Origin of the sequence: Plantibacter sp. VKM Ac-2880 (assembly GCF_015351235.1) — a bacterium.
Lineage (GTDB): Bacteria > Actinomycetota > Actinomycetes > Actinomycetales > Microbacteriaceae > Plantibacter.
Genome location: NZ_JADKSJ010000001.1, coordinates 385393 through 398763, shown reverse-complemented (window position 1 = coordinate 398763; position 13371 = coordinate 385393). Strand labels below are relative to the sequence as shown.

At 69.2% G+C, this 13371-nt stretch carries 16 protein-coding genes; 6 read left to right on the top strand and 10 right to left on the bottom strand.

Annotation, left to right across the window (positions count from 1 at the left end; translation table 11 throughout):
• Positions 1-30 precede the first annotated feature (30 nt).
• From ITJ57_RS01870 to ITJ57_RS01845, 6 genes are read right to left on the bottom strand one after another with little or no spacing between them, the layout of a single operon-like run.
• Entirely contained in the window at positions 31-903 is an 873-nt protein-coding gene (locus ITJ57_RS01870; protein ID WP_082455984.1) for a phosphogluconate dehydrogenase C-terminal domain-containing protein, read from the bottom strand.
• A complete protein-coding gene (locus ITJ57_RS01865; RefSeq protein ID WP_194668588.1) occupies positions 900-1697 on the bottom strand; it encodes a sugar phosphate isomerase/epimerase in 798 nt (265 codons plus the stop codon). Before ITJ57_RS01865 ends, ITJ57_RS01870 begins: the two co-directional genes overlap by 4 nt.
• Positions 1694-2476 carry a triose-phosphate isomerase family protein gene (locus tag ITJ57_RS01860; RefSeq protein ID WP_194668587.1) on the bottom strand — a complete coding sequence of 261 codons (783 nt, stop codon included), beginning with the start codon at positions 2474-2476 and terminating at the stop codon, positions 1694-1696. The genes ITJ57_RS01865 and ITJ57_RS01860 overlap by 4 nt, the downstream gene beginning before the upstream one ends.
• Complete coding sequence (locus ITJ57_RS01855) at positions 2476-2946, bottom strand: ribose-5-phosphate isomerase (RefSeq protein WP_056009848.1); 471 nt, start codon at positions 2944-2946, stop codon at positions 2476-2478. The genes ITJ57_RS01860 and ITJ57_RS01855 overlap by 1 nt, the downstream gene beginning before the upstream one ends.
• Entirely contained in the window at positions 2943-4703 is a 1761-nt protein-coding gene (locus tag ITJ57_RS01850) for a dihydroxyacetone kinase family protein (RefSeq protein ID WP_194668586.1), read from the bottom strand. The genes ITJ57_RS01855 and ITJ57_RS01850 overlap by 4 nt, the downstream gene beginning before the upstream one ends.
• The gene (locus tag ITJ57_RS01845; protein ID WP_370582134.1) at positions 4700-6079 is read right to left on the bottom strand and encodes an MFS transporter; all 1380 of its coding nucleotides are present in this window, start codon (positions 6077-6079) and stop codon (positions 4700-4702) included. The genes ITJ57_RS01850 and ITJ57_RS01845 overlap by 4 nt, the downstream gene beginning before the upstream one ends.
• A gap of 212 nt (positions 6080-6291) precedes the next feature.
• Here ITJ57_RS01845 and ITJ57_RS01840 point away from each other — a divergent pair, with 212 nt between their 5' ends.
• Entirely contained in the window at positions 6292-7029 is a 738-nt protein-coding gene (locus ITJ57_RS01840) for a FadR/GntR family transcriptional regulator (protein WP_194668585.1), read from the top strand.
• Positions 7030-7100: 71 nt separating this feature from the next.
• Here ITJ57_RS01840 and ITJ57_RS01835 read toward each other — a convergent pair whose 3' ends face one another.
• The gene (locus ITJ57_RS01835; protein WP_194668584.1) at positions 7101-7688 is read right to left on the bottom strand and encodes an NAD(P)H-dependent oxidoreductase; all 588 of its coding nucleotides are present in this window, start codon (positions 7686-7688) and stop codon (positions 7101-7103) included.
• A 225-nt stretch (positions 7689-7913) separates the two neighbouring features.
• Between ITJ57_RS01835 and ITJ57_RS01830 the strand changes: the two genes are divergently transcribed.
• Positions 7914-8216 carry a hypothetical protein gene (locus tag ITJ57_RS01830; RefSeq protein WP_194668583.1) on the top strand — a complete coding sequence of 101 codons (303 nt, stop codon included), beginning with the start codon at positions 7914-7916 and terminating at the stop codon, positions 8214-8216.
• 5 nt (positions 8217-8221) lie between these two features.
• Positions 8222-8575 carry a hypothetical protein gene (locus ITJ57_RS01825; protein ID WP_194668582.1) on the top strand — a complete coding sequence of 118 codons (354 nt, stop codon included), beginning with the start codon at positions 8222-8224 and terminating at the stop codon, positions 8573-8575.
• A gap of 8 nt (positions 8576-8583) precedes the next feature.
• Here the strand turns inward: ITJ57_RS01825 and ITJ57_RS01820 are convergent, their stop codons facing one another.
• Both ITJ57_RS01820 and ITJ57_RS01815 read right to left on the bottom strand, forming a co-directional pair.
• Positions 8584-8835: a hypothetical protein gene (locus tag ITJ57_RS01820; protein WP_194668581.1), complete on the bottom strand. Its 252-nt coding sequence runs from the start codon at positions 8833-8835 to the stop codon at positions 8584-8586.
• Positions 8832-9140 carry an ATP-dependent DNA ligase gene (locus ITJ57_RS01815; protein ID WP_194668580.1) on the bottom strand — a complete coding sequence of 103 codons (309 nt, stop codon included), beginning with the start codon at positions 9138-9140 and terminating at the stop codon, positions 8832-8834. The genes ITJ57_RS01820 and ITJ57_RS01815 overlap by 4 nt, the downstream gene beginning before the upstream one ends.
• A gap of 192 nt (positions 9141-9332) precedes the next feature.
• Between ITJ57_RS01815 and ITJ57_RS01810 the strand changes: the two genes are divergently transcribed.
• Both ITJ57_RS01810 and ITJ57_RS01805 read left to right on the top strand, forming a co-directional pair.
• Complete coding sequence (locus ITJ57_RS01810; protein WP_194668579.1) at positions 9333-9668, top strand: hypothetical protein; 336 nt, start codon at positions 9333-9335, stop codon at positions 9666-9668.
• A gap of 73 nt (positions 9669-9741) precedes the next feature.
• The gene (locus ITJ57_RS01805; protein ID WP_194668578.1) at positions 9742-10872 is read left to right on the top strand and encodes a VanZ family protein; all 1131 of its coding nucleotides are present in this window, start codon (positions 9742-9744) and stop codon (positions 10870-10872) included.
• A gap of 8 nt (positions 10873-10880) precedes the next feature.
• Here the strand turns inward: ITJ57_RS01805 and ITJ57_RS01800 are convergent, their stop codons facing one another.
• Entirely contained in the window at positions 10881-11441 is a 561-nt protein-coding gene (locus ITJ57_RS01800) for a TetR/AcrR family transcriptional regulator (protein ID WP_228506425.1), read from the bottom strand.
• 248 nt (positions 11442-11689) lie between these two features.
• Here ITJ57_RS01800 and ITJ57_RS01795 point away from each other — a divergent pair, with 248 nt between their 5' ends.
• Positions 11690-13210: an ABC transporter substrate-binding protein gene (locus tag ITJ57_RS01795; RefSeq protein WP_194668576.1), complete on the top strand. Its 1521-nt coding sequence runs from the start codon at positions 11690-11692 to the stop codon at positions 13208-13210.
• Positions 13211-13371: the final 161 nt, after the last annotated feature.

Genomic DNA, 13371 nt, shown 5'->3' with positions numbered 1-13371 from the left:
GCCACAGCGCTCCTGAGTTGGGGAAGTGGCCTAGCGCTCGATCTTGTCGAGGTGGAGCATGGCGGCGAGGTTCTTGTCGAGCTCGTCGTCCTGGAAGACCTTCTTCCAGTCGTCCTTGATGATCGCGCTGCGGCCGTAGTCCATCGCGATGAGGCACGCGTCGGAGAACGGGTTGTCGCCCTTCAGCGAGTTCGCGAGCGCGACCTGCGTGTGGCCGAGGAGGATCGCACGAGCGGCCGGCTCCGGCACACCCATCGTGTTCACGGCCTCGTCGAGCGACTCCTTGAGCAGCGCGCCGATCATGCAGGCGATGGTCTCGACGAGCGTCGGCTCGAGCTGCGCGAGCTGCTTGACGGTGACCCAGTGGACCTCGCCGACGGGAGCGAAGATCGCCCGGACGACGGCCTCGACCTGCGCCTGCTTGGCGGCGTCGTCGGACTCGATCGCCGCGATGGCGTCCTGGAGGGCCGCGATGCCACCGAAGGTGTCCGCGTACTCCTCGGGCGTGTGGCGCTCGACGAACACGGAGGGGTGGCAGGGGTGCGTGACTGCCTGGATGACGTCGTCACGACGCGTGAGCAGTCCGGCGTAGGCGGCGGCCGGGTCGAGCGTGAGGAGCACGGCGCCCGACTTCATGAGCGGGACGACGCCTGCGGACACGGCTTTGAGGGCCAGGTCGGGGACGGCGAGGATGACGACGTCGGCGTCGGTGACGGCCGCGTCGGTCTCGGTGAGCTCGCGACCCGCTTCGGTCACGCGCTCCTGGCCGGCGGGCGAGACCTCGCTGTAGAAGACGGTGTGGCTGGTCTTCACGAGGTTGTTGGAGACGCGCATGCCCATCTTGCCGCCGGCGCCGATGACGGCGATGGTGAGCTGGTCCGCGACGGTGGTGGTGTCGGTCATGATCTTCCTTCTCTCAGGTACTGCAGGTTGTGTGCGGTCCACGTGCGCTCGAGCTCGATGGTCTCCGTGATGGAGTCGCCGAGCGGGAGCCAGTGTTCGATGATCTGGTTGACGCCGCGTTCGTCCGGACGGACGGCGGCGGTGAGGGCGGGGTAGTCGAGCAGGCCGGTGCCGAGCGGCGCACCCTCGAGGGTGAAGCCGACCCAGCCGCCCCGGCGGGTGAACGCGAAGTCCTTGACGTGGATGTTGCGCACGTGCGGGGCGGTGCGGGCGATGACGTCGCTCGGGTGTTCGAGTCGCGCGACGGTGTTGGCCGGGTCGAGGCAGATGCCGAGGTTCGGGTGGTCGACGGCGGTGACGAGGTCGACGAGCTCCTGCGACGACAACTGTTCGTAGGTCTCGAGCGCGATGGTCACGCCGGTGGCCTCGAACGCCGGGAGCACCTGGCGGAGGCGCTCGACGGCTTCGGCATGGGTCGGGCGGTCGTCGCCCGAGGTGACCATGCTGCGCAGGAGGGTCGCGCCCAGCAGGGTCGCGATGTGGAGGAAGCGTTCGAGGTGCGCGACCGCGATCCCCTTGGTGCCGAGTTCGAGCACCACCCCGAGCGAGCGGGCCGCCTCGGCGACCCGGCGCAGCTCGTCGTCGGACATCGCCTCGATGCGGCCGTCGTCGCAGATCTGGAAGACCCCCACGCCGGCCTCGGCCGTGCGCTCGATCATCCCGATGACGCTCAGGCGCTCGGGGGCGAGTTCCGATCCCTCCCAGAAGAAGGTGTACGTGCCGAAGCCGATCATGCGCGACCCGCCTCGTCGAGCACGGCTTCGAGCGCCGCGACTTCGTGGGCGAAGCGTCCGAGGAAGACGCCGTCGACGTCGTCACCGAGCGCGGTGAGCAGGCCGGGTCCGGCGCTGCCGCCGTAGATCACCGAGCTGCCGACGCGGTCGGGAAGCTCGGCCACCGCGTCCTTCAGGCGGGCAGCGACGGCACGGACGTACGCGGGCTCCGCCGGTTCCGCCGCGCCGATCGCCCACACGGGCTCGTACGCCACGATGACCGGGCCGGCGACGGCGTCCGCGAGCGCGGAGTCGAGCTGACGCAGGCACTCCGCCGCGGCGTCCTCCGGGGTCATCCGCTCCCGCTCACCGATGCAGAGCACGGGCGAGATGCCGTTGCGGAGCGCGGCGGCGGTCTTCTCGGCGACGACCTCGTCGGTCTCGCCGAAGAGTGAGCGGCGCTCCGCGTGGCCGACCTCGACGACGCTCACACCGACCTCGGCGAGCTCCGGCCCGCCGACCTCACCCGTGAAAGCGCCGCGGTCGGCGCTCGCGAGGTCCTGCGCACCGACGAGCACGCCCGTCCCCGCCAGCGCCGTCACCGACGCGGCGACCGAGAGGTAGCCGGGGATGACGAACAGCCGCACCCGACCGTCGACGACGGCCTCGTGCCGACGGGCGAGGGCGCCCACCTGCTCGATCCAGTCGAGGGTCTGCGCGTGGCCGAAGTACATCTTCAGGCTCACACCGACCACGCGGGGCGCGGTCGACGTGCTCGCGGTCGACGGGGAGGCGGTCATCAGCAGGAGCCCGTCGCCTCGTACTCGCCGATGACGGCGACCTTCTCGGCGCTCGCGCTGGACTCGTCGAAGCGGTACGTCAGCCACTCGCGCACCAGGCGGCGGGCGAGCTCGATGCCGATGACGCGCTGGCCCATGGTGAGCACCTGGGCGTTGTTGCTCAGCACGCCGCGCTCGACCGAGAAGCTGTCATGGGCCGTGACGGCACGGATACCGGGGACCTTGTTGGCGGCGATGGCGACACCGAGGCCGGTGCCGCAGAAGAGCAGCGCGCGGTCGGCCTGTCCGGAGGCCACGAGCTCGGCGGCGGCGATGGCCACGCGCGGGTAGGCGGTGTGGCCGTCGGCGTCGACCCCCACGTCGACGAGCGAGGCGACGCCGTCGTGCTGTTCGAGGTCGCGCTTGACGATCTCCTTGTAGTCGAACCCGGCGTCATCCGAGCCGATGACGATGCGCAACTGATCGGTCATGCGGGTACTCCTTCTGTGGTGGTGCTGGTGGATGCGGCGGATCCCAGGACGGGGACGATCGCCTGGACGATGAGGCCGAACGAGTATGCACCCGCGTCGACGGTGCCGAGGCTCTTCTCGGCGTGCGGACGGGCGCGGCCCATCTTCGGCAGCAGGTCGGCGGTCTCCGCCGCGGCCGTGGAGGCGGCTGCGGCGGCGGTCGTCCACGCGGCGAGGAGGTCGGCCCCGTCGGCGACGGCGGCACTGAGCGTCGTCGTGAACGGCACGAGGGCGTCGACCATCGTCTTCTGTCCGACCTCGGCCTTGCCGAACGACATGATGCCGTCGACGGCGGCCTGCACGCCGGCCGCGACCTCGCTGCGGGAGGGAGCGGTCTCGTCGCCGAGCGACGTGCCGACCGAGCGGAGCGCGAGGCCCCAGAGGGCGCCCGAGGTGCCGCCGGCGCGGTCCGCCCAGGCGTCACCGGCGAGGTGGAGGACGGTGCGGGCTCCGGCTCCGGCGTCGGCGGCCGCGTGGGCCGCGGCGACGGCCGCGCGGGCTCCCCGCTGCATGCCGATGCCGTGGTCGCCGTCGCCGGCCACCGCGTCGATCCGGCCGAGCTCCTCGACGTTCGTCTCGATCACGCCGACGAGGGCGTCGAGCGCGGCGACGACGGTCACCGCGGCTTCGCGGGAGGCCGGGGTGGAAGCCGGGATCGCCGCGGCGACCTCTGCGACGAGCTCCGAAGGGTCGAGCTGCTCGGCGGCTGCGACGACGCCCTTGCGGTACGCGGGGGTGTCGGCACCGGCTGCCCAGAAGCCTTCGAGCTCCTCGTCCAACCAGAACAGGGTGAGGGAGACGCCCGCCATGTCGAAGCTCGTGACGAGCTCGCCGACCTCGGGGTCGACGATCTCCACGCCCGCGGCCTCCAGCTGAGCGGCGACCGCGCGGTAGACGACGAAGAGCTCCTCGTACTTCACGGAACCGAGTCCGTTGAGGATGACGCCGACGCGCGCGCCGTGGGCCTCGATCACGCCCTCCGGCAGTTCCGCGAGCAGCGAGGAGACGAGCAGCGTGGCGAGGCCGTCGGCGGTCGGCACGTCGGTCTCGTCGATGCCGGGCTCACCGTGGATGCCCATCCCGACCGCCATGCGACCCTCCGGCACGGAGAACAGCGGCTCCGTCGCGCCCGGCAGCGTGCAGCCGCTGAAGGCGACGCCGAACGAGCGGGTGCGCTCGTTCGCGTGGGTGGCGACCCGGACGACCTCGTCGAGGTCGTAGCCCGCCTCGGCCGCGGCGGCAGCCGACTTGAACACGGTGAGGTCGCCGGCGATCCCGCGACGCTTGTGCTGCTCGGAGACCGGCGCGCTCGAGATGTCGTCGGTGACGGCGACGCTGCGGGTGGGGATGCCCGCCGCGTTCAGGGCGTCCTGCGCCTGGGTGAAGTGGAGGACGTCACCGGCGTAGTTGCCGTAGCTGAGGAGCACGCCGCCGCCGCGCTCGGCGGCCTTCGCGACCGACTCCACCTGGTGCGCGGACGGCGAGGCGAACAGGTTGCCCATCGCCGCACCGTGCGCGAGACCCTGGCCGACGATGCCGCCGAAGGCCGGGTAGTGGCCGGACCCGCCGCCGATGACGACCGCGACGGAGCCCTCGGGGGTGCGGGTGCTCCGCACGACCCCGCCGGTCACGCGCCGGACCTGGTGACGGTTCGCCGCGACGAAGCCGTCGATCATCTCGTCGGCGAAGTCCGCCGGGTCGTTGAAGAGGCGGGTCATCGCGTCTTGCCGGTCAGGTCGTCGTGCGAGACCCGCAGCTCCTTCGAGCTGCGCTGCTTCGACAGGATCACCATGAGGGTCGCGGAGATCATCATGAAGCCGCCGACGATGAACATCGGGACGACGTACTGCGGGGTGTCGCCGACCTTCGTGAGGTCCGCGACCGCACCGGTGATGTACGGCGCGGAGAAGCCGGCGAGGTTGCCGACGGTGTTGATGAGCGCGATACCGGCGGCGGCTGCAGCACCCGTCAGGAACTGCGTGGGCAGCGTCCAGAAGTTGGGCAGCGCGGCGAAGATCGCCATGGCGGTGACCGCGATGATCGCGATCGTGAGCGCGGGCGAGTTCGCGAAGAGGGCGAGCGGGATGCTCACGGCGCCGACGATCGCGGGGATCACGATGTGCCAGGTCTTCAGGCCACGACGCGTCGCGTCACGCGACCAGAAGTACAGGGCGATCGCGGCGGGCACGTACGGGATCGCCGTGATGAGGCCCTTCTGCATGACGTCGAACTCGGTGCCGAAGCTCTCCTGGAAGCCCTCGATGATCGTGGGGAGGAAGAAGCCGAGCGCGTAGAGACCGTAGATGAAGCCGAAGTAGATGAAGGCGAGCATCCAGACGCGGCCGCTCGTGAAGGCGTGCTTGATGCTGACGTGGCCCTGCTGCTGCTCGGTCGAGGACTTCTCGTGGGCGAGGGCGGCCGTGAGCCACACCTGCTCCTCAGTGGTCAGCCACTTGGCGTCGGCCGGGCGGTCCTTCAGGTAGAACCAGGCGACGAGACCGATGATGATGGCCGGCAGACCCACGCCGAGGAACATGAAGCGCCAGCCCTCGAGACCGAAGAAGACGCCGTGCTGGCCGATGAGCCACCCGGCGAGCGGGGCGCCGATGACGGTGGTGAGCGGCTGCGCCAGGTAGAAGAGCGCGAGGATCTTGCTGCGGTGCTTGGCCGGGACCCAGAGGCTCAGGAAGAGGATGGCGCCCGGGAAGAAGCCGGCCTCGGCGACACCGAGCACGAAGCGCAGGATGGCGAGCTGCTCGAAGTTGGCGACCCAGGTGAACAGGACCGCGACGATGCCCCAGGTGACCATGATGCGGGCGAGCCAGCGGCGGGCACCGAACTTGTTGAGCGCGAGGTTGCTCGGCACCTCCAAGAGGATGTAGCCGATGAAGAAGACGCCGGACGCGAAGCCGAACTGGGCGGCGGAGAGCGCGAGGTCCTCGTTCATGCCGTTGGGGGCGGCGAACCCGATCGCGGTGCGGTCCAGGTAGTTGATGAAGAACATCAGCGCCACGAACGGCACGAGGCGGATCGAGACCTTCCGGATGGCTGATCGCTCGACAGCCGGATTGGCCGCGGGGGCGGTGGTGTCCACTATGACTCCTCGTCTGGGCGGCATCGATGCCGCGGGCAGGGCGTGGTCCGGTCCGGACCGGAATGAACGATACATCAACCGGTTGACCAATTCAACAGCTGGTCGATAGACGCGGGATTCCCGGAGCCCCCTTCGACAGGCTCAGGGACCGAGGTGGTCCCGGCACCCTCACGGTCCCTGAGCTTGTCGAAGGGCCGCGATACAGTGAAGGCATGCCCGCGTTCCCGGATCGACCGACCGACGACATCTCGTCCAGCCTCGGTCCCGTCGCCGTCGGATCCGCGGTCTCGGCCGTCGCGAAACGCCTGCTCGACCACTTCACGAGCGGCGACATCGCGCCAGGCACCCGGCTTCCTCCGGAGCGCCAACTCGCCGCGTCGCTCGGCATCGGGCGGTCAGCCGTCCGGGAGGCCCTGGCGGCCCTCGAGATCCTCGGCGTGGTCGACGTCCGCCCCGGCAGCGGCACCTACCTGCGCGGCAGCGTGTCCGAGCTCCTCCCCGAGACCCTCAGCTGGGGCCTCATGCTCGGTGAGCCGCGCACCCGCGAACTCATCGAGGTGCGCGGGCAGCTCGAGGTGTTCGCCGCCGGGCTCGCCGCGACCCGCATGGACGACATGGCCCGCAACCGGCTGCGCAACCACCTCACCGCCATGCGCGAGGCCGGCGCGAACCGCACGAAGTTCATCGAGGCCGACCTCAAGTTCCACCTCGAACTCGCCGCCGCCACCGGGAACCGCGTGCTGTCCGACCTCCTGCAGAGCATCCGGTCCCTGCTGCGCATCTGGGTGGAGCGCGGCATCCACGAGGACGTCGATGCGAGGCTCGCCTTCGAGGAGCACGAGGCCGTCTACGAGGCGATCATGTCGGGCGACCCCGCCGCAGCGACGGCTGCGATGCAGCACCACATGGACACCGCGACCGAGCGCCTGAACCGCACGCTCACGGCGTAGCCCTTCGACAGGCTCAGGAACCGGACCGCCTCCTCGGCGTAACCCCGGTCCCTGAGCTTGTCGAAGGACGGTCAGGCGCGGATCGCCGCGACCACCGCATTCACCGCATCCTCCACCGCGGCCTCACGCCCCTCGGCGTCCTCCCGCTCGGAGTCGTGCACGAAGGCCGTCACGCCGCGGCGGGCACCGCAGAAGTCGACGATGCCGTGCTCGATCTGCGTCCGCATCGCGTGCTCGTAGCCGTGGCGGTCATAGACGCCCGCATCGTCGCCGGCGACCGGCACGAGATGGATCCGCAGCCGGTCGAGCTGCCGCACGATCCTGCCGTCGGCGTCGAGGCCGAACGCCCAACCGTTGACGAACACGCGGTCGAACCAGCCCTTGAGGAGGGCGGGCATCGACCACCAGTACACGGGGAACACGAGCACGAGGTCGCTCGCGCGGTCGAGCCGCTCTTGTTCGCGGGCGACGTCGGGCGTGTACTCGCCAGCCACCCGGTACGTGTGCCGGTCGCCGAGCGTGTACCGCGGGTCGAAGCCCTCCGCGGCCAGGTCCGCGAGCTCGGAGGTGCCGGCGTGGAGCGCGCCAACCAGCCGATCGGCGAGGTGCTGCACGAGGGAGTCGGGGTCGGGATGGGCGGTCACGATGAGCGTCGGCACACTCCATCATCGCCTGGATGGGGACGGCTCGCGAGCCACACCGAAGGTCGCAGCGCTGACCCCGAAGTGTAGTCGCGCTACGGTCGCGTAGCCAGAGTTCCGCGCAGATCGTCCACGTTTTCTACCCTGGAAGCACGTGCCTTCGACCCGGACCCCGTCGGATCGTGCGTGTGTGTTCGGCGTACCCGTCGACACCTCAACTGGGGTCGAGGGGATGAACACACCATGGGGACACTCGTCTACGGCATATCGAGCGCTCAGGTGCAGATCGCGGATCCGGAGCTGGCGCACGTGAAGGCGATCGCGCTGTTGAAACTGCGGAGGAACGAGTCCTTCGCCCTGATGATCCGCTTCGACGGCTGCGATTCAGGTCGCACCACCCTGTGGCTGCACCCGGCGATCCCCCTGCAGTTCCGGTTCGAGAGCGACGAGCGCAGCGAGATGGACCGCAAGCTCCTCGAAGCGCTCATGCAGAAGGCCAACGCCGGGGAGCTGACGATCAACGCGTCATCCCCCGCGCCGCTCTGACGATCATGGGCAGGCTCATCTACGGCTCCGAGTTCAGCATCGTGATCCCGGACCGCGCACTGCGGCATCTCCAGATCGCCACCGGCATCAAGCTGCGGCGCGGCGAACCGTTCTTCTTCACGTGGCGCGTCCACACGGTCGGCGAAGGCCGGGAGACCATCTGGATCCATCCAGCCCTGCCGCTGCACTTCGTGATCGACGACGCCAACGTCGCCGACGAGATCAATCAAGACTGGATCACGCAGCTGCTCGACGCCGCCTCCTCGCCGGCCGGACTGTTCCTCAGTCGGGAACCCGGCCCGCGCGGCACGGTGTCGGACACCGGACGCGGCGACCCCTCCTCACCCCCGCTGGGCTGAGTACCGCGTCACGGCTCCTCGACATGCGCGGTGTACTCGCCGTCGTCGGCGCGCGGGTGGGGTTCGAGGGCACCGATCGCGATGGGGATCCCCGGCCCGATCAAGAGGCTGATGGGCTCCAGCCGGCCCTCACCCCGGTTCACCTCGAGCCAGTGGAATCCGCCGTCGGAGACGAGCTCGAGCACCTTCGCGCGGTAGGCGCTCTCGTCCGCAGGGACGGTGTACAGCTCGCCGTCGTACAGGATCTCGAGCCGGCTCATGCTGGGCGCTCCGCCGGCTCGGGGAGGACCCCGAGCCCCTGTGACGAATCCGCGCTCACGGCGAGGAGGTCCAGCCACGCACGGTTGAACTCGACCGGGACGCTCCCGGCGTACTTGAACCGCAACGACATCGCCGGGTGCAACCAGATCGCGCTCCGACCGTCGCCGGCGCGCGGGTCGTCCTTCCAGCTGAAGAAGAAACTCTCTGAGCGGCGGAGTTTGGCGCCGATGACGTGCTGCAGGTGCGCCATGACTCGGTCGTCGAACGTGATCGTCACGTCGGCGTCGTAGATGATCTTTCCCATGCGGGCCTCCCAGCGGTGTGCTGGCGACGACGGTACGCCGCGGCCCGACGTAGGAGAAACACCGCGCGATCGCTTGCATTTCCGGCCGTCGTTCCGGTCTGATCCGGTACCCCCGTCAGCGCCCGCGTTCCCCGACCCTGCCGGAATTGCAAGCGTTCACACCGATTTCCTGTCCCGCATAGCGTCGAAACCATGAAGCATCTCACCTATTCGGACAAAGCCCTCCTCATCGACGACGCCACGGCCGACGCGCTGCTGGAGTATGCGGCGCTGCTCGCCCGCGCGGGTGACGCCGACTCGGTCTCCGTGACCGCCTACAGCGGTGACGGTCAGACGGTCGAAGCGACGTTCCTCCTCGACGCGGGTGCGCCACTCATGTGCGAGACCACCCACTCGACGATGAACGAACCCGACAACGCGATCCCCTTGTCGTACCTCCGCGAGCAGATCGCGCTCCGGTCTTCGCCGCCCTCCATCGCATCGGAGGAACGGCACCCGACCGACCACGGGAACGCGTACGACCTCTGAGTGACCGCCGACCCTCCTGGTTCCATCCGACGACTGATGCCGTGAGCCGTCCGCTCGCCCTACTGTTGTCGGAATGAGCGGATGGACCTGGCAAGCCTGGATCGGACTCGTCGGCGGCACGGCGATCTTCCTCGCCGTGCTCGGGCCGATCCTGCTCGTACAGGTGCGCCGGTACGGCCAGATGTCCCTCCCGCGGGTCCTCGGGGCGGCGGCCGTCAGCATCTACGCCGTCGCACTCGTCGCCTACACCCTGCTCCCACTCCCCGACGAGCGTGCGAACTGTGCCACCGCCCACGGGGCACTCGAGCTCGTCCCCGGGCACTCGATCGGCGACATCGCACGTGAGACCGCCGGCTTCTCGGTCATCAGCACGCTCACCAGCCACGCATTCCTCCAGGTCGTCCTGAACGTCGTCCTGTTCATCCCCTTCGGCGCCATCGCCCGACGGTACTGGAACCGTGGCCTCGGCGTCTCGATCCTGCTCGGTGCACTCGTCTCCCTGCTCATCGAGTCGACGCAGTACACCGGCATCTGGGGCCTGTACGAGTGCGCCTACCGGGTGGCCGACGTCGACGACGTCATCACGAACACCATGGGCGCGGCGATCGGTGCCCTCATCGCACCGATCGTGCTGGGCTGGATGCCGAGCGCCCGGGCGCTGCGGGCGACCCGCGGCCGCGCGCGCCCGGTGACCGTCTGGCGCCGGTGGTTCGGCATGGTGCTCGACGCGGTCGCCGTGAACCTGTCGATCACCGTGCTGTCGCTCGTGTTCGTCGTCCCCCGTGTGCTCCTCACCGGCGCGACCGGGACCGCGAACGACCCGACGCTCGCCGAGGTGCTCAGCATCGGTGCGGGAACGGTCGTCCTCGTGATCGCCCTCCCGGCGCTCATCGGAAGCGGCGCCTCGATCGGTCAGCGGCTCGTCTGGTTGACGCCCGAGTGGCCCGACGGTCGGGGGTCGGTCGCCCGACGCCTGTACCGCGGGTCCGTCGTCGCCCTGCCGTACATCGCGACCACGACCGCCGCGCAGATACCCGACGCCACCAGTGGCCTCGCGCAGACGATCGTCGGGGTCGTCGGAATCCTCAGCTTCGTCATCGTGACGGTCGCCGTCGTGTCGGTACCCTTCACCCGCGCCCACCGCGGAATCTCCTACGCCTCGGCTGGGACGGCGCTGAGCGACGCCCGCTCGCCCAAGCCGTAGCGCGGTGCCTACAGCTCGGAGCCGAGGAGCCCCGAGAGGAACGCGTGGAGTTCGTCCGCCATGTCCACCGACTCCGGCGCGAGCAACCACTGCACCTGGAGGCCGTCCATGAGGGCGAGCGTCATGAAGGCCGCGCTCGTCACCGAGAAGCCCCGCGGGACCCGCTCGGCGGAGACGAGCATGCCGAAGGTGCGCTCGAGCCGGCCACGGGTGCTCTCGTACCGGTCGACGAAGTACTCGTGGGCCGGGTGGTCGGGCGAGGTCGCCTCGGCCGAGAGGGTGCAGTAGAGCGCGACCACGCCGGGCACGGAAGCGTTGTAGCGAGCCAACGCGACGAGCCCCCGAAGGGTCTCGATCGGGTCGTCGCCGTCCATCGGCACGAGGGTCGCCGAGAGGTCGTCGCGGTGCGAGAGCACGGCCGCGAGCAGGGCGCTCTTGTTCGGGAAGTGGTGCAAGAGCCCAGCCTCGCTCATGCCCACCTGGGCCGCCACTTCGCGCAGTGAACCCGCGCGGTATCCCCCGTTCGCGAACACGGCGAGCGCGGCGTCGAGGATCGCGACGCGCTTCATCCCCGTTTTGGCATATGCACCGCGTGGCTTCCCCTGCGGCTTGTTCCCGGTCTTGGCCGATGTCATCGGACGACCTCCCCCTTCGGACGGCTTCACGATAGCGCGTTCGTCGTCGAACACCCGCGGCCTGGTCGTGATCCAACTGTGACATGGGCGAAAACAAAAAGCTAGTGACCACTCGGGTTTCGTGCTAGCGTCCTCAATCACCAGCGATCCGATGAGGGATTGCTCACAGCGATAGGACAAAGATGTTCCGATGGAAGACGACCGCAGCCGTCGCGGTCACCGCCGCTGCACTCGTGCTCACCGGATGCTCCGGTAGCCCCTCCGGCTCGGACGGCGGCTCCGGTGGCACCCTGATCATTGGTGCGATCACTCCCCCCACCACCTTCGACCCCGCCGGCTCCGAGTGGGGCAACCGCTCGCCCTTCTACCAGGCCGTCTTCGACACGCTGCTCGTCGCCACCGCCGACGGCAAGATCGTCCCCTCGCTCGCTACCTCCTACGAGTACAACGAGGACAACACCGTCCTGACGCTCAAGATCCGCGACGACGTCACCTTCACCGACGACTCGAAGCTCACCGCCGACGTCGTCCAGCAGAACCTCGAACGCTTCAAGACCGGCACCTCCCCCGACGCCGGCTACTTCGCGGGCGTCGCCTCCGTCGAGGCGCCCGACGACACCACCGTCGTCATCACCCTGAGTGCACCCGACCCGGCCATGCTCAACTACCTCACCCGGGACCCGGGCCTCGTCGCCAGCGCCGAGTCGTTCGACAGCCCGGACCTCGCGACCAACCCGGTCGGCTCCGGTCCCTACGTCCTCGACACCGCGGCCACCGTCACCGGCACGAGCTACACGTACACCGCGAACCCCGACTACTGGAACAAGGACTGGCAGCACTACGACAAGCTGACCATCAACGTCCTCCAGGACGCGACCGCCGGCCTCAACGCCGTCAAGTCCGGCGAGGTCAACGGCATCAAGCTCGCCAACAACGACAACCTCGCCGAGGTGGAGGGTGCCGGCTGGACCGTCAACGCCAACGAGCTCGACTTCCAGGGCATGCTCCTCCTCGACCGCGCCGGCACCATGAACCCTGCCATCGCCGACGTCCGCGTCCGCCAGGCCATCAACTACGCGTTCGACCGCCCGGCACTGCTCAAGGCGCTGCAGGGCGACAACGGCACCGTCACCGGCCAGGTCTTCCCGGAGAACTCCCCGGCCTTCGACAAGGCCCTCGACGACCGCTACGGGTACGACCCCGAGAAGGCGAAGGAACTCCTCGCCGAGGCCGGATACGCCGACGGCCTCACCCTCTCGATGCCGTCCTCCGCCGTGCTTGGTGCCACCACCTACACGCTCATCTCGCAGCAGCTCGCCGACGTCGGCATCACCGCCGAGTACGTGGACCCGGGCAACAACTTCATCGCCGACCTCCTGGCCCCGAAGTTCCCCGTGTCGTTCATGGCGCTCGAGCAGAACCCCGACTGGCAGCTCATCCAGTTCATGATCGCCCCGAACGCGGTGTTCAACCCGTTCAAGTACTCGGACCCCAAGGTCGACGAGTACATCAAGCAGATCCAGTACGGCGATGAGGCGACGCAGGGCACGGTCGCGAAGGAACTCAACGAGTACATCGTCGAGCAGGCCTGGTTCGCACCGTTCTACCGGGTGCAGGGCAGCTTCGCCACCGACGCGAACACGACGGTCAAGATGATCCCGACGAACGCCTACCCGTCGATCTACGACATCCAGCCGAAGTAGTCCGCTGGTCCTGAGCCTGTCGAGGGGTGCCGCCCTTCGACAGGCTCAGGGACCGGGACCGGGCCGGTCGAGGGTGCCGCCCTTCGACAGGCTCAGGGACCGGAACGGCCAGTCGCACGTCGGTTCCATCCCGGCCCCAACACCCCTCGCTCACCCACTTC